The sequence below is a fragment of the Parasutterella sp. St.1A3 genome, assembly GCF_059728705.1.
Genome location: NZ_BAAGFK010000001.1, coordinates 2459445 through 2479418 on the forward strand (window position 1 = coordinate 2459445; position 19974 = coordinate 2479418).

Annotated in this window: 29 protein-coding genes and 1 pseudogene; 3 read left to right on the top strand and 27 right to left on the bottom strand. The window is 48.5% G+C overall.

The window, feature by feature from the left end:
- Window positions 1-66: 66 nt before the first annotated feature.
- Window positions 67-1863: an IS1634 family transposase gene (locus tag AC6I1F_RS11405; RefSeq protein ID WP_497801627.1), complete on the bottom strand. Its 1797-nt coding sequence runs from the start codon at window positions 1861-1863 to the stop codon at window positions 67-69.
- 140 nt (window positions 1864-2003) lie between these two features.
- Here AC6I1F_RS11405 and AC6I1F_RS11410 point away from each other — a divergent pair, with 140 nt between their 5' ends.
- Window positions 2004-3134 carry an IS1634 family transposase gene (locus tag AC6I1F_RS11410; RefSeq protein ID WP_497801783.1) on the top strand — a complete coding sequence of 377 codons (1131 nt, stop codon included), beginning with the start codon at window positions 2004-2006 and terminating at the stop codon, window positions 3132-3134.
- A 421-nt stretch (window positions 3135-3555) separates the two neighbouring features.
- On the opposite strand, the gene istB is transcribed toward AC6I1F_RS11410, so the two are convergent.
- The 4 genes from istB to AC6I1F_RS11430 all read right to left on the bottom strand — a co-directional run bounded on the left by istB (window position 3556) and on the right by AC6I1F_RS11430 (window position 7600).
- Complete coding sequence (gene istB / locus AC6I1F_RS11415; RefSeq protein WP_281523620.1) at window positions 3556-4341, bottom strand: IS21-like element helper ATPase IstB; 786 nt, start codon at window positions 4339-4341, stop codon at window positions 3556-3558.
- On the bottom strand, window positions 4313-5884 hold the full coding sequence (gene istA, locus AC6I1F_RS11420) for an IS21 family transposase (RefSeq protein ID WP_497801711.1): 1572 nt from the start codon (window positions 5882-5884) through the stop codon (window positions 4313-4315). The genes istB and istA overlap by 29 nt, the downstream gene beginning before the upstream one ends.
- Before the next feature lie 343 nt (window positions 5885-6227).
- The gene (locus AC6I1F_RS11425) at window positions 6228-7190 is read right to left on the bottom strand and encodes an IS3 family transposase (protein ID WP_353653788.1); all 963 of its coding nucleotides are present in this window, start codon (window positions 7188-7190) and stop codon (window positions 6228-6230) included.
- The gene (locus AC6I1F_RS11430) at window positions 7172-7600 is read right to left on the bottom strand and encodes a helix-turn-helix domain-containing protein (protein WP_160336441.1); all 429 of its coding nucleotides are present in this window, start codon (window positions 7598-7600) and stop codon (window positions 7172-7174) included. Before AC6I1F_RS11430 ends, AC6I1F_RS11425 begins: the two co-directional genes overlap by 19 nt.
- Before the next feature lie 65 nt (window positions 7601-7665).
- Between AC6I1F_RS11430 and AC6I1F_RS11435 the strand changes: the two genes are divergently transcribed.
- Together AC6I1F_RS11435 and AC6I1F_RS11440 are read left to right on the top strand one after the other, a co-directional pair.
- Entirely contained in the window at window positions 7666-8340 is a 675-nt protein-coding gene (locus AC6I1F_RS11435) for an IS1634 family transposase (protein ID WP_497801784.1), read from the top strand.
- A gap of 66 nt (window positions 8341-8406) precedes the next feature.
- Window positions 8407-8520, top strand: a pseudogene (locus tag AC6I1F_RS11440) (porphobilinogen synthase); the annotation flags it as partial.
- A 58-nt stretch (window positions 8521-8578) separates the two neighbouring features.
- On the opposite strand, the gene AC6I1F_RS11445 reads toward AC6I1F_RS11440, so the two are convergent.
- The 22 genes from AC6I1F_RS11445 to rpsC all read right to left on the bottom strand — a co-directional run bounded on the left by AC6I1F_RS11445 (window position 8579) and on the right by rpsC (window position 19973).
- A complete protein-coding gene (locus tag AC6I1F_RS11445) occupies window positions 8579-8998 on the bottom strand; it encodes an RNA-binding S4 domain-containing protein (protein WP_160335523.1) in 420 nt (139 codons plus the stop codon).
- Between the two features lie 71 nt (window positions 8999-9069).
- Window positions 9070-9468 carry a 50S ribosomal protein L17 gene (rplQ, locus tag AC6I1F_RS11450; RefSeq protein ID WP_251452020.1) on the bottom strand — a complete coding sequence of 133 codons (399 nt, stop codon included), beginning with the start codon at window positions 9466-9468 and terminating at the stop codon, window positions 9070-9072.
- 155 nt (window positions 9469-9623) lie between these two features.
- Window positions 9624-10661 (bottom strand): DNA-directed RNA polymerase subunit alpha, encoded by a 1038-nt coding sequence (locus tag AC6I1F_RS11455; protein WP_160335521.1) that lies wholly within the window; start codon window positions 10659-10661, stop codon window positions 9624-9626.
- Window positions 10662-10814: 153 nt separating this feature from the next.
- Window positions 10815-11438, bottom strand: a complete 624-nt coding sequence (gene rpsD / locus AC6I1F_RS11460; protein ID WP_160335520.1) for a 30S ribosomal protein S4 — start codon at window positions 11436-11438, stop codon at window positions 10815-10817.
- 68 nt (window positions 11439-11506) lie between these two features.
- Window positions 11507-11920, bottom strand: coding sequence for a 30S ribosomal protein S11 (rpsK, locus tag AC6I1F_RS11465; RefSeq protein ID WP_008810443.1), 414 nt, complete (start codon window positions 11918-11920; stop codon window positions 11507-11509).
- Window positions 11921-11934: 14 nt separating this feature from the next.
- Entirely contained in the window at window positions 11935-12300 is a 366-nt protein-coding gene (rpsM, locus tag AC6I1F_RS11470; RefSeq protein WP_160335519.1) for a 30S ribosomal protein S13, read from the bottom strand.
- Window positions 12301-12311: 11 nt separating this feature from the next.
- Window positions 12312-12425 (bottom strand): 50S ribosomal protein L36, encoded by a 114-nt coding sequence (gene rpmJ / locus AC6I1F_RS11475; protein WP_008810441.1) that lies wholly within the window; start codon window positions 12423-12425, stop codon window positions 12312-12314.
- A 152-nt stretch (window positions 12426-12577) separates the two neighbouring features.
- On the bottom strand, window positions 12578-13906 hold the full coding sequence (secY, locus tag AC6I1F_RS11480; RefSeq protein WP_160335518.1) for a preprotein translocase subunit SecY: 1329 nt from the start codon (window positions 13904-13906) through the stop codon (window positions 12578-12580).
- A gap of 20 nt (window positions 13907-13926) precedes the next feature.
- Window positions 13927-14373 carry a 50S ribosomal protein L15 gene (gene rplO, locus AC6I1F_RS11485; protein ID WP_160335517.1) on the bottom strand — a complete coding sequence of 149 codons (447 nt, stop codon included), beginning with the start codon at window positions 14371-14373 and terminating at the stop codon, window positions 13927-13929.
- 13 nt (window positions 14374-14386) lie between these two features.
- Window positions 14387-14566 (bottom strand): 50S ribosomal protein L30, encoded by a 180-nt coding sequence (gene rpmD, locus AC6I1F_RS11490; protein WP_160335516.1) that lies wholly within the window; start codon window positions 14564-14566, stop codon window positions 14387-14389.
- A gap of 13 nt (window positions 14567-14579) precedes the next feature.
- On the bottom strand, window positions 14580-15098 hold the full coding sequence (gene rpsE, locus AC6I1F_RS11495; protein WP_160335515.1) for a 30S ribosomal protein S5: 519 nt from the start codon (window positions 15096-15098) through the stop codon (window positions 14580-14582).
- Window positions 15099-15109: 11 nt separating this feature from the next.
- Complete coding sequence (gene rplR / locus AC6I1F_RS11500; protein WP_160335535.1) at window positions 15110-15475, bottom strand: 50S ribosomal protein L18; 366 nt, start codon at window positions 15473-15475, stop codon at window positions 15110-15112.
- Between the two features lie 20 nt (window positions 15476-15495).
- Entirely contained in the window at window positions 15496-16029 is a 534-nt protein-coding gene (gene rplF / locus AC6I1F_RS11505) for a 50S ribosomal protein L6 (protein WP_160335514.1), read from the bottom strand.
- Between the two features lie 14 nt (window positions 16030-16043).
- Window positions 16044-16439: a 30S ribosomal protein S8 gene (rpsH, locus tag AC6I1F_RS11510; protein WP_160335513.1), complete on the bottom strand. Its 396-nt coding sequence runs from the start codon at window positions 16437-16439 to the stop codon at window positions 16044-16046.
- A gap of 15 nt (window positions 16440-16454) precedes the next feature.
- Window positions 16455-16760, bottom strand: coding sequence for a 30S ribosomal protein S14 (gene rpsN, locus AC6I1F_RS11515; RefSeq protein WP_160335512.1), 306 nt, complete (start codon window positions 16758-16760; stop codon window positions 16455-16457).
- 14 nt (window positions 16761-16774) lie between these two features.
- On the bottom strand, window positions 16775-17314 hold the full coding sequence (rplE, locus tag AC6I1F_RS11520) for a 50S ribosomal protein L5 (protein WP_160335511.1): 540 nt from the start codon (window positions 17312-17314) through the stop codon (window positions 16775-16777).
- Between the two features lie 13 nt (window positions 17315-17327).
- Window positions 17328-17648 (bottom strand): 50S ribosomal protein L24, encoded by a 321-nt coding sequence (rplX, locus tag AC6I1F_RS11525; RefSeq protein ID WP_160335510.1) that lies wholly within the window; start codon window positions 17646-17648, stop codon window positions 17328-17330.
- A 12-nt stretch (window positions 17649-17660) separates the two neighbouring features.
- Window positions 17661-18029 carry a 50S ribosomal protein L14 gene (rplN, locus tag AC6I1F_RS11530; RefSeq protein WP_160335509.1) on the bottom strand — a complete coding sequence of 123 codons (369 nt, stop codon included), beginning with the start codon at window positions 18027-18029 and terminating at the stop codon, window positions 17661-17663.
- Window positions 18030-18298: 269 nt separating this feature from the next.
- Complete coding sequence (rpsQ, locus tag AC6I1F_RS11535) at window positions 18299-18556, bottom strand: 30S ribosomal protein S17 (RefSeq protein WP_160335508.1); 258 nt, start codon at window positions 18554-18556, stop codon at window positions 18299-18301.
- On the bottom strand, window positions 18553-18747 hold the full coding sequence (gene rpmC, locus AC6I1F_RS11540; protein ID WP_160335507.1) for a 50S ribosomal protein L29: 195 nt from the start codon (window positions 18745-18747) through the stop codon (window positions 18553-18555). The genes rpsQ and rpmC overlap by 4 nt, the downstream gene beginning before the upstream one ends.
- A gap of 12 nt (window positions 18748-18759) precedes the next feature.
- Window positions 18760-19176 carry a 50S ribosomal protein L16 gene (gene rplP / locus AC6I1F_RS11545; RefSeq protein WP_160335506.1) on the bottom strand — a complete coding sequence of 139 codons (417 nt, stop codon included), beginning with the start codon at window positions 19174-19176 and terminating at the stop codon, window positions 18760-18762.
- Window positions 19176-19973 carry a 30S ribosomal protein S3 gene (gene rpsC / locus AC6I1F_RS11550; RefSeq protein WP_160335505.1) on the bottom strand — a complete coding sequence of 266 codons (798 nt, stop codon included), beginning with the start codon at window positions 19971-19973 and terminating at the stop codon, window positions 19176-19178. Before rpsC ends, rplP begins: the two co-directional genes overlap by 1 nt.
- Window position 19974 lies beyond the last annotated feature (1 nt).

Below are 19974 nucleotides of genomic sequence, written 5' to 3' on the forward strand. Positions count from 1 at the left end.
TGCTGAAATATTGCAGAATCTAGAGCCTCTAGCAGAGGCTCAGCTTTTAATCTGAAGGCATCTTCTTTAGAAGTCTGTCTCTTCTTCGTCGTCTTCGTAGACCTGCGCCTTTTCGGGCTCTGCATCAGGAACCGGAACCCCGAGGGCTTCAAATAACATCCGTCTTTTCCCTGCGATTTCACCGAAGTAGTAACCTCCGCAGAATCTGGTCTGCATTACATTGTTCAAAGAGTCCAGAACTCTGCAGTCACTGTCATACACCATCGGCAGACTATTATTCTTTTTGCACTCCTCACTGTATTTTCTCAGCCTGGTTCTGACAATCATCGCAATAGAGGTTGCCAGGAACTGTACAAACGTTTTACCAGTCAATGATTCGTTGTCCGAGACTCGATTTCTTGAGCAGCCCAAGCGGGATTTGAGTGTTTTAAATGTATCTTCGACTATCCAGCGTTCCTGGTAAGCGCACCAAGCTTTTCTAGCATCGGATATTTCGTCGCTTACCAGTACCCGGTAGCCTTTGTAGCGGAGCTTTTGATCCACTTTTTTATTGTCGACGCTGTAGCTGACCGTGCCGTCTTTCTCATGTTTTACAAACACCTCTTCTAGTAATGTTTGTTCGTTTTCATCGAGAGACTTACCGGCGGCCATCTTTTCGCGTATACGAATGATTCTCTCAAACATCCCTTGTCTGGCATTCTCAGCAATTTGTCGATCGAAATAGATATGCCAGTAAAGCTCCGCAGTTTCCTGCGTCTTTTTTGTGGATCTCTGACCCGTTACAGGATTAGGTTCATAAATCCAGCTGATCTTCTTTGTCACCTGAAAGACCTGAGTAAACCAATCCATTCGATTTAAGTCCTGGAGGTTAACTCTTTCTTCATCAATGAGCTCTTGGGTAAGGCTGCCTGATATCCCGCACTTCATGTTGAACAGAAAGCCAACTTTATTTCTCAGGCAGTCATTGATGTTTTTTGTACCGCTGTAACCTCGGTCAGACACAAGAACAACGTTTTGGATGCCTAGTCTGGAGTTGTCAGCAATGACCTGCCTGACGGTTTGTACGTCCGGAACGTTTCCGTCGTAGGCTCGATAGAAGATAGGCAGTCCGCTTTTGGACTCGACCAACATCAGCAGATTAATTTGAGGAAGGTTGTCCTCGTCTTTATTCCTGCCTCTTTCTACATTTGGCAGCTTATTTGCGTAGCTCGAAATGGAGGTCGAATCTAAAGCCAATGTCAGCCTGTCGTCGTCCCCATTTTTTTTCTTCTGCTCTATTAATCCCTCCTGGATGGCAGAAAAGTAATTTTCTATTTGTTGTTTTTTGATTTTCCTAAAAACTCTGCCTATTGAGGAAGGATGCAAAGCCCCGCCCCATGGAAGACGAGTCGCCTCGGCAAAGGTCGGATATTTAGAAATATTGTTGTCCTGATTGAGGATTATGAAGTAGGCAATCGACAAAACTTTTAGATAGTCTCGGCGCTGTGGAAAGGCCCTTTTAAGAGCTTCTCCGATAGGAGATTGCGCAACGAGCTGATCCAGCGCCCACGTGGCTCCCGCATGCAGTTGTTTGACATCCATTGCTTGAGAAAGAGTAAAACCGCCTTCACTCACCGCAGTGAAGATATAGTCTTTGCCCTTGCGTTGGCAAATAAAATCCCTTAATTCAGGGCGCTCAGCTAAAAAGTGTTCGTCCCAGCGGATTCGGCCTTCCTTCTGGCCGGAGGTAACAGTACCGACCTTCTTGAAGCTAACTCGATAACTTCTCTTTTTCTCGGAATCCCACTTATTTTTATAGGTGTAAACGTAATAAGCCGAAGGGCTCTTTTTAATAATGAGCGGAGGCAGTTTTGGCGTATTCATAATTACAATCGATTATCTAATTAGGTAATCTAGTATAACACGAAAAATCATTTTATTCCACTGAAATAAAATGATTTTTTGTGATTTTTAAATTTTTAGTTCTCTAGTTCTGCAATTTTTCAGCTTATGAGGAGTTCCTTATGCCAATGCATGTGTCCATAGTGTCTGTTAAGAATCACAAGTACATTCGCGTGTGCTCCAGTTACCGCAATGCCGAAGGCAAACCACGGACTCGGGTAATTGAAAACCACGGCAGGCTCGAAACTGTTTTAGAAAAAGACCCGGAGTTTCTTGACAAGCTCAAGGCTCGTATTGCTGAAGAGAACCGTCTGGAACAGTTGGCTAAAGACCGAGAGCTCGAATTGCAGGCTCGTAAAAGGATGGACAAACTTTCTGAATTGGCTCGATCAAACAATGATTTGCCGGGTTGTTTCCATCTCTACAACGTTGGAGCCGCGATTATCCGTAAAGTTTGGTGCGACTTAAAGATGCCGGAGTTTTTTCGGTATCTTCAAAAGGATCGTAACATTGGCTATTCGTATGACAAAGCTGCCTATCTACTCACCGAGCAGCGGTTGTTGGCTCCGGCCAGCAAGCTTCAGAATTTCAAGAATAAGGACTCAAGCATTATTGATCACTCCGAGATTGATCATCTTCAGGATTTGTATCGAGTTCTTGATCTATTGAAAGAGGACAAAGAGAGCGTCGTCAAACACCTCAACCGAGAAATTCAAAAGAGGACAAAAAGGAAGATCACTGCCGCCTTCTACGATGTAACCACCTACAGTTTTGAAAGCCGCAACATTTCTGATTACAAAGACTTTGGTCTGAGCAAGGATCATAAGGTCAATGAGGTCCAAGTGGTGCTTGGACTGGTTATGGATGAGAATGGCATTCCCATTGATTATGAGCTCTTCAACGGAAGCACTAATGAATTCGGAACCATGGTGCCGTTGATTAAGAAGATCAAAACGACTTACGGGATCGATCAATTGATAGTAGTTGCTGACCGAGGGTTAAATTCAAGTGAGAACCTATTTGCGCTCAGACAAATAGGCTGTGATTTCGTAATTGCACAAAAGTTTAAGAATGCCTCAGCCGATGAGAAAAAGGCAATCCTAGACCAAAACAATTGGCAGAAGAGTACATGCGACGAAAACGGAGAGATATTTTGCCGCTATAAGACGATAGAGGTTAATAAACCGCTATACGAAACCAGAACCAGCCCTACGACAAAACTCAACTACAAGACAAAAAAAGTAATTGACTGATTTCTCTCAACGATTCGAACGGTATTCTCAATGGTTCGAACGACGATTCTCAGCGTTCGAACGGAGCTAATTTTCAGTGTCGGCTGATGCGTCAACGTTGATAGGTAAATCAAATTCTCACAGGTTCGAACGCTCAGTTTTAACCGTTGGGCCGACCTGTAGTTTACAAGATTTTGTGATAGCTATTTTTATAGTTGTTTGCAGTGATTTTGCGAGCACGTACGGTGTCAAGCCAACGTGGGATAAGTTGTAACGGAGCGCCAGCGAGGTTACAGCATTATGCCGCGAAAGTGGCTTGACGCCGTTCTTCTTTAATACGCTGTACAAAGGCCGTTAAGCACACTGCTTAACGGCCTTAAAAACAGGCGGCGACAAGCGTTAAAACGCGTTTGGCCCTGCAATTAACTTCTTCTATTGACCTTTAGGATTTCTGCACGCCTCCATATTGTTCCATTTGCCTGACTGAGGCACCGTACATTTCGATTCTGTGGGAGACACTGACGAGTCTGTCCAGGATTGCGTCGGAGTAAGTCGGGTCGTTGATATATTCAGCCCATTTACTGACCGGCAGTACGCTTGTGACGATAGTACTTGCGTACATGTATCTTTCGTTTATTATTTCCAGCAGATCCTCTCTGGATCTGGCGTCTAACTGTCCGATGCCCCAGTCATCGAGGACTAGCAGATCAACATTTTTATACTCCTTGAGTTTTTTGAAGTATGTTTCGACGATCTGATGTGACGCAGACATTTGGTTAAGCAGCAGGGGTATTCTGACTACCCTTGCTGTTTTCCCTTTCATGCAGGCCTGATTAGTTAAGGCGCACGCAAGGAAGGTTTTACCGCATCCGGCAGCTCCGGTAATAATGATGTTTTGGTGCCTTTCCATCCACTGCATCGTGAGGAGCGCCTCTGCCTGATTTCTATCTAATCCTCTTTCAATGCTGAAGTCGATTGTGTCAGGACGAGCGTTTGGCAAGCAGATTTTTGCTTCTTTAAGACGACGGTTTAGTGCATTCGAGTCTCGCTTTTCAACCTCATATTCCAGCCCTTCGATGACGCAGTCAAGCAAAGGCATTTGACAGGCGTCAGGGTCAGTAAGAATCGCACTGAAGCGCTCATAAGCGGCACGCATTTTCAGCCTCTTGCACAACTCGCTGAGACGCAGAATTTTTTTATCATGAGTAGTTATTTCTGATGTTTTCATGTTCAACAGTCCTATAGTCCTGGTCTTTGTCGGAATTATCTAAGCCCATAAGCAGCTCTTTCTTTCGCATATTCACAAAGTTCTCGATAAAGCTGTAGCTCAGGAACTTTTGTTCGAGCGCAACGCCGAGGGCTTCATTGGCGAGCCGGATCGATCCTATTTTTGCAAGCCGCCTTAGGCAGGAGCAGAATCTGCGGGCGTTCATTTGATCGGATTCCCACTTGATCTCCAAGACGTTTACAACCGTACTTTCGTTGTAGCCGCAGTCGATCAGCTCTTGTGCCCATTCATCCTTACTGAGCCGTTGGTGCTTTTCCTTTGCCGTCAGATGCTCAGGCAGAATGTGCGTCTTCTGGCCTGAAGCTTCAAGCAATCTCTTGTGCTTGCCAATGCAGACGGCGGTCTCAATGTCGTAAATGAAGACATTTTCGGCTGTCTTCAGCACGGAGACTCTTTTACCTACGTGGCTGGCAGGAACGCTGTAACGATGACCACAGTCCTCAGTGAGCCTGATACAGTGCCCTTTGTCAACCTTTAAGTACTTCCAGCTGCCGACTTCAAAGGCAAGGATGGGAAGACTTGCCAGCGCTTTTTTCTCGTGCGCCGCAAATTCAATTTCGCGACTGCTTTGGCGATTCTTTGTGAACGGACGCTCGTTGAACTGACGTACCTTCTCAAGAATCTGCTCGTTCAGATCAGACAGATCAAACGCTCTTATCGGACCCTGCATCGACAGAGGCGCTATCACATGCCGATAGAAGTGTAAAACGCTGTTTTCTACGCGGTTCTTGCCCTTTGGACTTCGCGGCCGACAAGCAAAGGTGTTGATCCGGTAGTATTCGCACAGATTGGTCAGGATTGGAGAGTAATCGATTCTGCTTTGCTTATGCGACATGACAAGGCTCCTGGCGTTGTCGACTATAAGCGTCTTTGGAATGCCGCCGAAGAACTCCAAGGCTTTGACAATCCCTTGCATCCAGGAGTGCTGTTTTTCATCGTCAAAAGCGCAGGCAAACATCTTCTGACTAAATGTCATTGTGGCAACAAACAGTTTGGATTTGCGGCTTTTCCCATGCTTGTCGACCCAATTGATAAGCTCGCCGGCAAAATCGATTTCCATCGAGCCGCCGGGTACTCGCTCCAAGTTGGTATAAACCTCCTTCGGAGCTTTAGCTTTCATTGCCTTATCTATTTGACGGCAGAACGTCGGATACGAGCAGGCGCTGCTAGGGTCAGATGCCTTGTATGCTTCGTAAAGAAGCTGTCTGGTTGCATACTTGACGTTTGCAAGCTGAGTTATGACTTGATCTGTATCGATTTCTCGGTACTTTGCGTCAATGTGAGAACACAGCAGCTCTTCCAATACGGCTGAATCAGTCTTTTCGATCTCCGTGTACGTCAAGCCGGATGCTTTGATCTGGTTTGCGTATTTTGAGACAGTTGACTTCGATACGCTGACGGAAGCTGCAATTTTCGAATACGGTTGATTCAAGTTCAGCAGAGCTGCAATTTTCTTGATCTTTTCCATTGAAGATTGTTCCATAAATTGTCCCTAAAAAATTTAAGGACATCAGACTACAATCCAACGGAAAAAACTGAAACATGCTAAGCGTTCGAACCAGTGAGAACACCGTACTCAACTGGCAGGACAATTAGCTAGCTACTATTATGAGAGGGGGCGTTCGAACACTTGAGAACACCGTTCGAATGGTGTCATTTCCTGAAATCGGTTGACTACTTGATGTTGTTAAACCTAGTTAAAGTTTACTGTTTAAAGAGTAATCCCTGAAATTAGTTTACCTCTTGTTGATCTTATTCCTGCTTTCGGTTGCCAGGAGGTGTTGCCTACTGGCAACCGAAAGCAGGAATAAACAAATTTTACTTCACTATCTAGCTCTTAGATACTCCTCCCTACGTGATCTCCAATGCTTCTTTAACTCCCCTCTTAAAGCTGCTGCCTTTGCCGGAGTTAGTAAGTTATTGCTTAAATGCGGTCGGCACTCGTTGTAGAAAGAGACCACTTCAAACAATGCTTGCTCTAATTGCTCGTGGGTTTCAAACCTACGACTCCCCAACATTTCATTTTTGATTGTCGAATTGATTCGCTCAGCTATTGCGTTTTCTTTTGGATCTCCGTTTTCAGTCATGCTTATACATATGCCCGATGCTCGAAGCAATTCAACATATTCTTTACTTGCATACTGAACCCCCCGATCTGAGTGGTGGATCAAGCCTTCTTTTTTAACATCTATCCCTCTTGCTTGGCATAGACTGAGTGCCATTTTTAGTGCGCTGATTGCTGTTCTATTGCTCAGGTCAGAGCCTAGTTTCCAGCCTACAATCTCGTGGCTGTATGCATCTGTGATTAGCGCTAAATATGTAAACTCCGATTCCCAATCCGTTACTTTAATTGGTACGTAAGTAATATCGCTAACCCATATCTGGTTCGCCCGATATGGTATTAGGTCCTTAATTAAGTTTGGATAAGTTGGCAGATTATGCTGTGAATCGGTTGTCCTCGGTTTTCTTTTCTTCTGTCGCAGCTTTAAATGATTGTCTGCAAGAATGTCTGCGAACCGGTCTCGTCCGACATGCAATCTTCCGGGAAAGTTTTGAGAGTACATCGCCCACAGCTTTTTTCCGCCTATATTCGGGTCAACACTGCGTACTTCTTTGCAGTACTCGATGATTATCTCCTCGGTTAGATACCTCGATTCTGCCTCTGAAGAGCCTCTTTTCTGAACCTTGTAGTACGCCTGCTTGCTGACGCCAAACAACTTACACAGGGCCGTTACACTTCCGTACGGACAGCTCTGCTGTTGCAGGACTTCTATTGTTTGGCGCCAGATTTTTTTCTTATAGGTATGCCAAAGCGCTCTTCTGCTAGCTGGACCATTGTTTCATAGGCCTGTGCTTTTAGGCTTTGTGCTCGCAGTTGCGCCTTGAGCTCTTTGATTTGAGCTTTCAATAAGGCGATTTCGCTTACTTTATTCAAATCTAAATTCTCGGGTTTAGCCTCATCTGAAGAAGGGCAGGCTCTTGCATTAAGGAGTTTTCCATCAAGGCCCTTCCTATCAAGGTCTTTCCCAACAACCGGCGTTCTTTTTGGCAAATCTATCCACCTATAAACTGTTGCCAAACAAACTGGCACATGCTTTGCAATTTCTTTTATTGGCATCCCCTGATTGTACAAATCCGAAACAAGCCTTCTTGCCTCTGCTTGTTTCATTAGTGTAGATATCTGTTCTTCAACTTTCATTGTTGACTCCCTAAGTAGTCAACTTTTTTCAGGACAAGACAGGTTGAGAGAATTCAATTGACACTATGAATTTGCATTGGATCGTCTCTTACAGTCCGCGCAGAGCAAAAAAAGATAGGGCAGACAGAGATAGAGCGATTGATAAGGCGCTTGATGCAATTAAGAATCCGGGCAAACTACGTCTAACCGGCTATAAGTCATTGGTTAAAATGCCAAGAAAAGACGGTGCACCGCAATTAGATACCGAAAAAATAGAAGAACAATCTCAATGGGATGGGTATTACGTTATTTGCACGAATCTTGAAATATCACCTGAGAGAGCCACTGAGATTTATCGAAAGCTCTGGCAAATTGAAGATTGTTTCCGGGTCAGCAAATCTCAATTGGAGACTCGGCCATGCTTTGTATGGACAGATTCTCACATATATGGCCATTTCTTGAGCTGCTTCATAAGCTTGGTGCTGGAAAAATATATGCTTTACAGCCTCAAGCAGGAACTCGGAGATCAAGTCACTCATGGGAAGATGTGCTCTGCCTTACGTCAGTCCCAAGTCGTCTACGATGATATCAATCCACAGCTGCCGTTATTTCTAAGGTTATACGAACCGGGGCTGTTTGATGAAATGAGTAAGCACTTTGGTCTGAAGGTCCTAAGTCGCGTAGAGAAGCCCGTAGGCCTAAAAAAGAAACTTCATTTACCGGGGCTGAATGTTGTAGCTACCACGGCGTGGAAATCGTAAGATCGGAGAAGCCCCGCTACACGGGGCTTCCAGGGATTTTATGCAGTCGTAAACTGTAAAACTCGGGAGAAAGCCATCATGGAGTCTCTCGTCTGCTTCAAGCGTGCAGGCGCAGACGGCATCCTGACGTACTTTGCTCCGCAGGCAGCCCGCTGGCTCGCCGAAGAAGGCAGAAGGTAAGCCGACAAGCGCAGTAAAAAATTAAGGAGCGGTCCAAAACGGATTCGCTCCTTTTCTTTTAAATGTCCTTTGAAGGATTAAAGCCTTCAATGAATTTCCTGATTTTCCGCCCGTCACGCTTCGTAGGACGGCCGTGATAGTCACTGCCTGGCATCGGCATCATCTTGCTGTTTTCGCGTATCAGAAGTCGTTTTTGGAGGCTTCCCGGCGTTTCTTCATAAAGTGCCTGCGCTGCGGCTGCGTTTCCGCGCTTTCCGGACAGAGCCTTAACGATCACTTCAAAACGCTCCTCGCCCCGAATAATCTCCAGCTTCTCGCCGACCTTGACCGTCTTGCTCGCTTTCAGCCGTACGCCGTTCATCCGTACGCGGCCAAGCTCAATATTGTCCTGAGACAGCGTGCGTGTCTTGTAAAAACGCGCGGCCCAAAGCCATTTGTCCAGGCGAACGTCACTGTCTTCAATCTCGTTTTTCTTCATTTTCTATCCTGCAGGTACAGCAAAGGCCCGCATTTGCGAGCCTTTACCTTGTTCCGTCTCTATGTCAGAGATTATTCAGCCTTGGCTTCTTCCTTGGCAGGAGCAGCGTCGGTTGTCTTCTGAACGAGTTCAACGTAAGCGAGAGGAGCATTGTCGCCAACGCGATAGCCCATCTTCAGGATACGAGTGTAGCCGCCCTTACGATCCTTGAACATCGGTCCGATTTCGTTGAACAGCTTGACAACGATTTCGCGATCACGAAGACGGTTAAATGCGAGACGCTTGTTCGCAACTGTCGGCTCTTTGGCAAGAGTGATCATCGGCTCAACAACACGACGAAGCTCTTTGGCTTTCGGCAGAGTTGTCTTGATGGCTTCATGACGCAGCAGAGAATTGGTCATGTTGCGGAGCATGGCCAGACGATGGGCAGATGTACGATTCAGTTTGCGAAGACCGAGTTTATGACGCATTTTCAAATTCCTTAATAAAAAGTCTAGTTAGGGTGCCGCTTGGGCATCTCCCGTCTCTTCTATCTCCTTTCGGAGCGGGCGGGTGAGCTCGGCATTATAGCCGAGCTGAATAAAATTTAAAAATATCGAAGTAAAACAAATACTACAAAATGTTCTTAGTGGTCGAGACCAACAGGAGGCCAGTTCTCAAGCTTCATGCCGAGTGTCAGACCGTGCGCAGCCAGGACTTCCTTAATCTCATTGAGCGACTTGCGTCCGAGGTTCGGAGTCTTGAGAAGTTCGTTTTCTGTTCTTTGGATCAGATCGCCGATGTAGTAAATGTTTTCGGCTTTCAGGCAGTTCGCAGAACGAACGGTGAGTTCAAGATCGTCAACCGGACGGCGAAGGATCGGATCAACCGGAGGCTGAGGTTTGACAACAGGCTCTTCAACAGTGACACCGCTGGTGTTGCTGAAGATGGGCGCGGGAGCGGGAGGCTCGGCGCCAATGGTCGGCAGTCCGCCAAAGACGGAAAGCTGATCCTGAAGAATGTGAGCGGCCTGACGAAGGGCTTCTTCCGGAAGAATAGCGCCGTTCGTTTCAATGGACATAACGAGCTTGTCAAGGTCAGTACGCTGTTCAACACGAGCGTTTTCAACCTTATAGGCGACGCGAAGAATCGGGGAGAAGGAAGCATCCATAATGATGCGGCCAATCGTTCCCTTGCTGTAGTCGTCTTTCAGAGCTCTCATGTCGCCCGGCTGATAGCCGCGGCCTTTTTCAACCTTGAGCTGCATGTCGATCTTTCCGCCGGAAAGATTTGCAATCACATGGTCAGGGTTGAGAATCGTGCAGTCATGAGGCAGATCAAAGTCGGCCGCTGTCACAACACCCTGGCCTTCACGACGCAGCGTTACGGTGACTTCATCACGGTTCTCGAGTTTGAAAATCACGCCCTTGACGTTAAGAAGAATGTCAACAACGTCTTCCTTAACACCGTCAATCTGGCTGTATTCGTGAACAACACCGGCAATCTGAGCTTCAGTCGGAGCAAAGCCGACCATGGAGCTGAGAAGAACACGGCGAAGCGCGTTGCCAAGCGTATGGGCGTAACCGGTTTCAAACGGTTCCATCGTTACGGTGGCGGAATAAGGATTGCCGTCAACAGCTTCGACTTCGATGCTGCGCGGCTTAAGCAGAGCATTAACAGACATTAGTTTTCCTTTTAACAATACCCTCGGCTCGTTACACCGATAAGGCTGTAGGAATGTTGGGGCCTTAAACGACACGACGATCTCAGCCCCAAAGGATGAGATCGCGTGGTGAAACTATGCGGCAGCGCACTACACTGCCGCGGTACTGCAAGTTTAGCGAGAATACAATTCAACAATCAGAGATTCGTTGACGTCGTGAGCGATTTCGTCACGGGCCGGAACATGCTTGAATGTTCCTTCCTTCTTGTTTACATCAACGGAAACCCAGTCCGGGAAACCACCGGTTTCTGCCAGTTTCAGGCTGTTAACAATACGTTCCTGATTCTTGGCTTTTTCACGGACGGCGATGACGTCGCCTTCTTTAACTAAGTAAGAAGGAATATTGACTTTGTTGCCGTTGACGCTGATAGCGCAGTGGGAAACCAGCTGACGTGCTTCAGCACGTGTGCAGCCGAAGCCCATACGATAGACAACATTGTCCAGACGTCTTTCAAGCAGGCTGAGGAGCTGCTCGCCGGTGTTGCCGCGTTTTCTGGCGGCTTTAGCGAAATAAAGTCTGAACTGACGTTCGAGAACGCCGTACATACGTTTAACTTTCTGCTTTTCACGAAGCTGAGCACCGTAGTCAGAGAGACGAGCACCGGAGGTGCGGCCATGCTGACCCGGGGCATATTCGTGTTTGCATTTGGAATCAAAAGAGCGAACAGCGCTCTTGAGATTCAAGTCGCAGCCTTCACGGCGTGCGAGCTTTTCTTTAGGTCCGGTATAACGAGCCATTTTTTTCTCTTATCCTGTGTCTTCCACATTCAGTTAATCAGTTTGCTGATTAACGCGGGAATTAGTTATTAAACACGGCGACGCTTCGAAGGACGAACACCGTTGTGAGGAACGGGAGTAACGTCCTGAATGGAAGTGACGCGAATACCAAGAGCGTTGAGCGCACGAACACTGGATTCGCGGCCGGGTCCGGGTCCGGTAATACGGACTTCAACGTTCTTTAAGCCATATTCAAGGGCATGACGGCCGGCCTGCTCTGCTGCAACCTGAGCTGCAAACGGAGTGGACTTACGAGAGCCTTTGAAACCCTGAGCGCCGGAGCTGGACGCGGCAATCGCGTTGCCCTGACGGTCAGTAATTGTGATGATTGTATTGTTGAAGGAAGCGTGAACGTGGGCAATGCCTTCTGTCACGACTTTCTTAACTTTTCTGCGAGCGCGCTGAGCAGCAATCTGCTGCGCGTTAGGAATCTTTCCTGCCATAGTCGTCCTTTACCTTATTTCTTAAGTGCGACGCCAGCTTTCTTCGGTCCCTTGCGGGTACGAGCATTCGTACGGGTGCGCTGACCGCGAACGGGCAGACCGCGACGATGACGCATACCTCTGTAGGTACCTAAGTCAATAAGGCGCTTAATTGACAATTGAACTTCACGACGAAGGTCGCCTTCGACAGTCAGCTTGCTGATCGCATCACGAATTTTTTCAAGTTCTGCGTCTGTCAGGTCTTTGACCTTCTTAGTTGTGTCAACACCAACCGCATTCAAAATTTCACGGGCACGGGGACGACCGATGCCATAGATGGCGGTTAAGCCGATTTCAGCGTGCTGATTCGGCGGAATGTTAATACCGGCGATACGAGCCATTATTTACCTCTTTAGCCTTGGCGCTGTTTATGACGAGGATCCGAGCAGATCACGCGGACCACGCCTTTGCGCTTGATGATCTTGCACTTGCGGCACATTTTTTTGACCGAAGCGTTTACTTTCATAGTTATCTCCAAAAGTGCACGAGGCCTCTCGCGAAGAACCTCATACAGAACTGTCCCTGCAAAATGTAGTGCAAATCGCAGAGTAATGCATAAGGAGCGGGATTATATCTAATCCCGCTCTTTTCTGCAAATTATCGACTGGTTACAACCCGTTAACGGGGAAGTGAACCGGGACCGAAGCCTCGGAAGTTTGTCTTCTTCAGCAGCGATTCGTATTGATGACTCATGAGATAAGCCTGAACCTGACTCATAAAGTCCATCGTCACGACGACAACGATCAGAAGTGATGTGCCGCCGAAATAGAACGGAACGTTAAAGCGCAGATTGAGGAACTCAGGAACCAAACAGACAAAGACCAGATAGATGGAACCCGCAAGTGTCAGACGAAGCAGAACTTTGTCAATATAGCGGGATGTCTGTTCACCCGGACGAATACCCGGTACAAAGGCACCGCTCTTCTTAAGATTCTCAGCTGTCTCACGCGGATTGAAAACCAAAGCCGTGTAGAAGTAAGCAAAGAATACAATCAGAGCTGCATAGAGCAGTGTATAAATCGGTTGACCCGGGGAAAGAGAAGCCGCAAGGTCACGAATCCAGCGTGTGCTCTCTCCGCTGGTAAACCAACTGGCTAAGGTAGCCGGGAAGAGAATCAGCGAAGAAGCAAAGATCGGAGGAATCACGTTGGCCATGTTGATCTTCAAAGGAAGATACGAACTCTGACCGCCGTAAATCTTGTTGCCGACCTGACGCTTGGCATAGTTAACTGTAATACGGCGCTGGCCTCTTTCCATAAAGACCACAAATGCCGTAACGAGCATCACGATCGCAATGATGAAAATCGCAGACAGAGGTCCGATCGCGCCGGTGGAAACCAACTGGAAAAGACCGCTTACCGCAGCGGGCAGACCCGCAACGATACCTGCGAAAATGATGATCGAAATGCCGTTGCCGATTCCGCGCTCTGTAATTTGCTCGCCAAGCCACATGAGGAACATGGTGCCGGTAACGAGAGAAACAACACAGACAAAGCGGAAGAAGAAGCCCGGATCAATGACCAGGCCGGGCTGCGTTTCCAAAGCGACGGCAATACCTAACGCCTGGAATGTGCCCAAAAGAAGTGTGCCGTAACGAGTGTACTGCGTGATCTTTCTTCTTCCGGATTCGCCTTCCTTACGCAGACTCTCCAGAGAGGGAAGTACGTAAGAAAGCATCTGCATGATAATCGATGCCGAAATGTACGGCATGATACCAAGCGCGAAAACGGAGAAACGGGACAGGGCGCCGCCCGAGAACATGTTAAACAGCCCTAAGATGCCGCCCTGCTGCTGATTAAACAGCTCTTTTAAGGTATCTGGATCGATACCGGGAACCGGAATATGCGTGCCGATACGATAAACAACGAGAGCCAATACAAGAAAAATTACTCGTCGATATAAATCGCCGTACTTGCTGCTGGCTTTCGCCGGAATGTTCTTGGCCACGTTTAATTCCTTATCTCAAATTATTTATCAGCTTCCACAACAACGGATCCGCCGGCAGCTTCAATAGCAGCCTTCGCACCCTTAGTAGCGGTAATGCCGCGAAGAATAACTTTGCGCTTGATTTCTCCGGAGAGAATAACGCGAGCATCCTTCGAATTGGATTTGATCACATTTGCATTGATCAGATCGCCGAGGTTGATCTCTTCCAGACCCAGCTTTTCAAGTTCGCTCAAGCGAACTTCAGCAACGAATTCATGAGTCCAGGAAGTGAAGCCGCGCTTCGGCAGACGACGATGCAGAGGCATCTGGCCGCCTTCGAAACCAACTTTGTGGAATCCGCCGGCACGAGACTTCTGACCTTTGTGACCGCGGCCGGCAGTCTTGCCCCAACCGCTTCCAACACCGCGACCAACGCGATGGGCTGCGCTCTTGGAACCTGCAGCCGGCTGAATGGTATTAAGTTTCATTTCTAATCCTCAATTATTCAGCACGAACAAGGTAAGAGACAGTGCTGATCATGCCGCGTACGGCAGGAGTGTCCTCAAGTTCGCGTGTCTGACGAATCTTCTTCAGACCGAGACCAAGAACAGTCTGGCGATGGGCTTTCTTGCAGCCGATCGGGCTCTTGACCAGAGTCACTTTAACTGTTTTCTTTTCCATTTAACACTCCTGATTAACCGATGATTTCTTCAACGGTCTTGCCGCGCTTAGCAGCAATTTCGCTCGGGGTGCGCAGATTGTTGAGAGCGTCAATGGTGGCACGAACCATGTTGTAGGGGTTCGAGGAACCATGAGACTTGGCAACAATGTTGCGAATACCCATTACGTCGAAAATAGCACGCATCGGACCGCCGGCAATAACGCCGGTACCTTCGGGAGCCGGAAGAAGCATCACGCGGGAAGCGCCGTGATGGCCTTCAACAGCGTGGTAAATGGTTCCGTCACGAAGAGGAATCTTTTCCATGCTGCGGCGAGCCTGATCCATCGCTTTCTGGACGGAAACAGGAACTTCACGGGACTTGCCCTTGCCCATACCGATACGGCCGTCGCCGTCGCCAACTACTGTTAAAGCAGCAAAGCCGAGAATACGACCGCCTTTAACAACTTTGGTGACGCGATTGACAGCAATCATTTTTTCGCGAATGCCGTCATCCTGTTCTTCAGCCATGGGGCCTTTAGCTTGTTTTGCCATTTAGCTATTCCTTAGAACTTGAGACCGGCTTCGCGCGCTGCTGTTGCAAGCGCGGCGATACGGCCATGAAAACGATAACCGGCGCGGTCAAAAGCGCAGCTTTCAATTCCGGCAGCCTTTGCTTTCTCAGCAATGCGTGTACCGATAATCTTCGCAGCGTTGACGTTGCCACCCTTGCCGGACACACCTGCCAGCTGAGCACGGACTTCCGGCTCAACCGTAGAGGCAGAGCACAGAACATTCTTGCCGTCGGCAGAAATGATCTGAGCGTAAATGTGCAGATTTGTACGATGAACAGTCAGGCGATTAGCCTTCATGCTCTTAATGCGGGCACGCGTGGCACGCGCACGACGCAGACGATTTTGTTTCTTGTCGATCACTTTAAGCCTCCGCCCGCTTATTTCTTCTTAGTTTCCTTGATCACTACAACTTCATCAGCATAGCGAACACCCTTGCCCTTATAGGGTTCAGGAGCACGATAGCTGCGAATTTCTGCAGCAACCTGGCCGACTTTCTGTTTGTCGGCGCCGTGAATCAGAATCTCTGTCTGAGTCGGGGTTTCACACTTAATGCCGGCAGGCATCTTGTGAGCAACCGGATGAGAGAAACCGAGGTTCAGATTCAGGGTGTCGCCCTGAGCCTGAGCACGGTAACCAACACCGACCAGAGTCAGTTTCTTTGTGAAGCCTTCTGTAACGCCGATGTTCATCGCGTTAACAAGAGCTCTGAGCGTACCGCTCATTGCGTTGGACTGCTTCGTTTCTTCAAGAGCTTTGAAGTAAACGTGGCCGTTCTCAACCTTCACTTCAACAGAAGCGTCAAGCTTCTGAGTAAGCGTGCCTTTCGGTCCTTTGACGGTGATAACGCCGTCAGCGATCGAGGCTTCAACACCCTTACCGAGGGTGACGGGAATCTTAGCAACTCGTGACATAGTATTCTCCTAGCTTAGGCAACGTAGCAGATGACTTCGCCGCCAATGCCAGCTTCACGAGCTTTGCGATCAGTCATCACGCCTTTCGGTGTGGAAATGATCGCAATTCCAAGGCCGTTCATGACCTGAGGAATCGTTTCGTGATTCTTGTATACACGCAGTCCGGGTCTCGAAACACGTTCGATTGTTTCGATAACAGGACGGCCGGCATAATATTTAAGACCAATATGAAGAACGGGCTTGCCTTCGTTGGCGTCAACGGAATAACCGGAGATGTAGCCTTCGTCTTCAAGAACCTTTGCAATCGCCACCTTCAGCTTGGAAGAAGGCATTGTAACTTCCGTTTTGTCGACCATCTGACCGTTACGGATACGGGTCAGCATGTCGGCGATCGGATCACTCATACTCATTTGTAATCTCCTCGCTTACCAGCTGGCCTTAGTCAGGCCGGGAATGTCACCATGCATAGCCGCTTCGCGGATCTTGCCTCTGGCTAGGCCGAATTTGCGGAATGTACCGCGGGGACGACCGGTGATGCCGCAGCGGTTGCGCTGACGGCAGGGACTTGCGTCACGGGGCAGAGACTGAAGTGCGATGCGGGCTTCCATGCGCTCTTCCATCGAGCGGGTAGCATCGTTAATAACCGCTTTCAGAGCGGCACGTTTAGCAGCAAACTTCTGAGCGCACATTTTGCGCTTGAGTTCACGATTGATAAGTGCGAGTTTAGCCAATTAAATCACCTCGCTTAGTTACGGAACGGGAATTTGAAGGCAGCCAGAAGTGCCTTGGCTTCTTCGTCCGTCTTAGCGGTTGTCGTAATGCTGATGTTAAGTCCGCGGAGCTTGTCGATCTTGTCGTATTCAATTTCCGGGAAAATAATCTGTTCCTTCAGACCGATGTTGTAGTTGCCGCGGCCGTCAAAGGCACGAGCGTTAACACCACGGAAGTCACGAACACGCGGGAAAGCGATTGTGACTAAACGGTCAAGGAATTCATACATGCGCTCGCCGCGAAGCGTGACCATACAGCCGATCGGCATGTTTTCACGAATCTTGAAGTTGGCGATAGCCTTACGAGTCTTGGTAACAACAGGCTTCTGACCAGCAATCTTGGTCAGGTCGGAAACAGCGTGGTCAATAAGCTTCTTGTCATTGACAGCTTCACCGACACCCATATTCAGTGTGATTTTTGTGATGCGGGGAACCTGCATTTCGGTTTTGTAACCGAACTGTTTTGTCAGGGCCGGAACCACTTCGTCACGATATTTATTGAAAAAACGAGACATTTACTGCGACCTCTTATGCTTTGGCGCCGACAACGGCACCGTCACTCTTGAAGACGCGTACTTTCTTGCCGTCAACAACCTGGAAACCGATGCGGTCGCCCTTACCGGTCTTCGGATTGACGAGCATGACGTTGGAACCGTCAATGGGAAGCGTCTTGTCCATAATGCCGCCGGCCTGACCCAGCATGGGGTTCGGCTTGACGTGCTTCTTAACGATGTTGATGCCTTCAACAACGACTTTACCGTCGCTGTGAACAGCAGTCACCGTGCCTTTTTTGCCTTTATCACGGCCGGTAATGACGATAACCTCGTCACCTTTGCGGATACGTTGCATTCTGTGTTCTCCTTAAAGAACTTCAGGAGCCAGAGAAACGATCTTCATGAAACGTTCGGTACGCAGTTCGCGCGTAACCGGTCCGAAGATACGTGTTCCAATCGGTTCCAGTTTGTTGTTAAGCAGGACAGCAGCGTTGCCGTCAAAGCTGATGGAGGAACCGTCAGGACGACGAACACCCTTAGCAGTTCTAACTACAACAGCACTGTAGACTTCGCCTTTTTTGACACGACCGCGGGGGGCCGCTTCTTTGACGGTCACTTTGATAATGTCGCCAATATTGGCGTAGCGGCGCTTGGAGCCGCCCAACACTTTAATACATTGCACTGAACGAGCACCGGTGTTGTCGGCGACGTCCAGATTAGATTGCATCTGAATCATGGTTTTTAATATTCCAACTTATTCCGAGGTCATAGCGATTCGCTATGCTCGGCCAGTTTTGGTCCCGTCCGGGAGAAGAGTTTCCAATCCAGTCTCACAGATACCTGCTTTTACGGGGCAGGTTGTTCAAAAGAACCGGAACCCCAGTGAACCTCTAAGTTATTAAACGGAAAGAACTTTCCAAATAAATAAACTTAGAGAGCCGCAAGTATATCCAATTAAGGATATCTTTGCAAGCTCTCTAAGAAAATTAAATTATTTTTTTACAATTAGATGACTGCGCGTTCGATGATCTTGGAAACTGTCCAGGACTTCGTGCGGGAAATCGGACGGGTTTCAGAGATCTCGACGATGTCGCCTTCTCTAACGTCGTTGTTTTCGTCATGAACATGATACTTCTTGCTCTTGACGACGATCTTGCCGATCGGATGCTTAACCTTGCGTTCAACAAGAACAGTAACTGTCTTGTCCATCTTGGTGCTAACAGCTTTACCGATCAGGGTACGTGTAAGTTTGTTTTCGCTCATTTCGTCGCTGCCTTCTGAGCAAGAATTGTACGGACGCGTGCGATGTCGCGGCGTGTCTTACGAATCATGCTCGTATTTTCAAGTTGCTGATGAGACTTCTGCAGACGCAGTGTGAACTGTGCTTTCAGAAGGTCCTGCAGTTCTTTGTTAAGCGCAGCTTCGTCCATAGCGCGTAAATCTTTGGCTTTCATTCTGCACTCTCCTTACTGGCCAATCTGGCGTGTAACGAACATAGACTTCAGAGGAAGCTTGGCTGCGGCAAGACGGAAAGCCTCACGAGCCAGCGCTTCATCAACGCCGTCCAGTTCATAAATCACGCGACCCGGCTGCACTAATGCAACCCAGTATTCCGGATTACCTTTACCGTTACCCATACGAACTTCAGCGGGTTTAGAGGAAATAGGTTTGTCCGGGAACACACGGATCCATACACGGCCGCCGCGTTTAATGTGGCGGGTGATGGCACGACGAGCAGCTTCAATCTGACGAGCTGTCAGACGACCGCGCTCGGTAACTTTCAGACCGAACTGACCAAAGGAGACCTTTGCGCCTCTCTGAGCCAAACCATAGTTACGGCCCTTCTGGTCCTTACGGTACTTGGTTCTGTTTGGTTGCAGCATTATTCTTCTCCTTCCTTAGCAGCAGTTTCGGCGGCCTTGCGGGGAGCACGAGCCTGCTTGCCTTCTCCGTCAGCGGGTTTGCGGCCGCGGCGGTTGTTCGGCTTGCCCGGACGACGATTGCGGCGATCTTCACGATCAGCCGGAGCAGCAGCTTCAGCTGCAAGATCCTTGGCAGTATTGTCGCCTTTGTAAACCCAAACCTTCACACCGATAATGCCGTATGTGGTATTGGCTTCGGAGAAACCGTAGTCAATGTCGGCACGAAGAGTGTGCAGAGGAACACGACCTTCACGATACCATTCGGTACGGGCGATTTCAGCACCGTTCAAACGACCGGAAGACATGATCTTGATACCAAGAGCGCCCTGGCGCATGGCGTTCTGCATAGCGCGCTTCATCGCGCGGCGGAACATAATGCGCTTTTCGAGCTGCTGAGTAATGCCGTCGGCAATCAGCTGAGCGTCCAAGTCAGGACGACGAACTTCTTCAATGTTGACGTGTACAGGTACGCCCATCATCTTGGAGAGTTCGTTCTTCAGAACCTGAAGATCTTCACCCTTCTTGCCAATCACCATGCCCGGACGAGCGGAGAAGATGGTGATGCGAGCGTTCTTAGCGGGACGCTCGATGAGAATACGACCAACGGATGCGTTCTTGAGCTTCTTGCCCAGGAATTCACGAACCTTGAGGTCTTCTGCCAGTGTGCGGGCAAAATCGCGGCCTGTAGCATACCAACGTGATGTCCAGTCGTGTGTTACAGGAAGGCGAAAGCCTGTCGGATTAATTTTCTGTCCCATG

What these genes read in the sequence shown, in the direction of transcription:
- AC6I1F_RS11405 (WP_497801627.1), bottom strand. Translation starts at nt 1,863, where the DNA reads ATGAATACGCCAAAACTGCCTCCGCTCATTATTAAAAAGAGCCCTTCG.
- AC6I1F_RS11410 (WP_497801783.1), top strand. Translation starts at nt 2,004, where the DNA reads ATGCCAATGCATGTGTCCATAGTGTCTGTTAAGAATCACAAGTACATT.
- istB (WP_281523620.1), bottom strand. Translation starts at nt 4,341, where the DNA reads ATGAAAACATCAGAAATAACTACTCATGATAAAAAAATTCTGCGTCTC.
- istA (WP_497801711.1), bottom strand. Translation starts at nt 5,884, where the DNA reads ATGGAACAATCTTCAATGGAAAAGATCAAGAAAATTGCAGCTCTGCTG.
- AC6I1F_RS11430 (WP_160336441.1), bottom strand. Translation starts at nt 7,600, where the DNA reads ATGAAAGTTGAAGAACAGATATCTACACTAATGAAACAAGCAGAGGCA.
- AC6I1F_RS11435 (WP_497801784.1), top strand. Translation starts at nt 7,666, where the DNA reads ATGAATTTGCATTGGATCGTCTCTTACAGTCCGCGCAGAGCAAAAAAA.
- AC6I1F_RS11445 (WP_160335523.1), bottom strand. Translation starts at nt 8,998, where the DNA reads ATGAAGAAAAACGAGATTGAAGACAGTGACGTTCGCCTGGACAAATGG.
- rplQ (WP_251452020.1), bottom strand. Translation starts at nt 9,468, where the DNA reads ATGCGTCATAAACTCGGTCTTCGCAAACTGAATCGTACATCTGCCCAT.
- AC6I1F_RS11455 (WP_160335521.1), bottom strand. Translation starts at nt 10,661, where the DNA reads ATGTCTGTTAATGCTCTGCTTAAGCCGCGCAGCATCGAAGTCGAAGCT.
- rpsD (WP_160335520.1), bottom strand. Translation starts at nt 11,438, where the DNA reads ATGGCTCGTTATACCGGACCTAAAGAAAAGCTCGCACGCCGTGAAGGC.
- rpsK (WP_008810443.1), bottom strand. Translation starts at nt 11,920, where the DNA reads ATGGCAGGAAAGATTCCTAACGCGCAGCAGATTGCTGCTCAGCGCGCT.
- rpsM (WP_160335519.1), bottom strand. Translation starts at nt 12,300, where the DNA reads ATGGCTCGTATCGCCGGTATTAACATTCCGCCGAATCAGCACGCTGAA.
- rpmJ (WP_008810441.1), bottom strand. Translation starts at nt 12,425, where the DNA reads ATGAAAGTAAACGCTTCGGTCAAAAAAATGTGCCGCAAGTGCAAGATC.
- rplO (WP_160335517.1), bottom strand. Translation starts at nt 14,373, where the DNA reads ATGAAACTTAATACCATTCAGCCGGCTGCAGGTTCCAAGAGCGCAGCC.
- rpmD (WP_160335516.1), bottom strand. Translation starts at nt 14,566, where the DNA reads ATGGAAAAGAAAACAGTTAAAGTGACTCTGGTCAAGAGCCCGATCGGC.
- rpsE (WP_160335515.1), bottom strand. Translation starts at nt 15,098, where the DNA reads ATGGCAAAACAAGCTAAAGGCCCCATGGCTGAAGAACAGGATGACGGC.
- rplF (WP_160335514.1), bottom strand. Translation starts at nt 16,029, where the DNA reads ATGTCACGAGTTGCTAAGATTCCCGTCACCCTCGGTAAGGGTGTTGAA.
- rpsH (WP_160335513.1), bottom strand. Translation starts at nt 16,439, where the DNA reads ATGAGTATGAGTGATCCGATCGCCGACATGCTGACCCGTATCCGTAAC.
- rplE (WP_160335511.1), bottom strand. Translation starts at nt 17,314, where the DNA reads ATGTCTCGTTTTTTCAATAAATATCGTGACGAAGTGGTTCCGGCCCTG.
- rplX (WP_160335510.1), bottom strand. Translation starts at nt 17,648, where the DNA reads ATGCAACGTATCCGCAAAGGTGACGAGGTTATCGTCATTACCGGCCGT.
- rplN (WP_160335509.1), bottom strand. Translation starts at nt 18,029, where the DNA reads ATGATTCAGATGCAATCTAATCTGGACGTCGCCGACAACACCGGTGCT.
- rpsQ (WP_160335508.1), bottom strand. Translation starts at nt 18,556, where the DNA reads ATGAGCGAAAACAAACTTACACGTACCCTGATCGGTAAAGCTGTTAGC.
- rpmC (WP_160335507.1), bottom strand. Translation starts at nt 18,747, where the DNA reads ATGAAAGCCAAAGATTTACGCGCTATGGACGAAGCTGCGCTTAACAAA.
- rplP (WP_160335506.1), bottom strand. Translation starts at nt 19,176, where the DNA reads ATGCTGCAACCAAACAGAACCAAGTACCGTAAGGACCAGAAGGGCCGT.
- rpsC (WP_160335505.1), bottom strand. Translation starts at nt 19,973, where the DNA reads ATGGGACAGAAAATTAATCCGACAGGCTTTCGCCTTCCTGTAACACAC.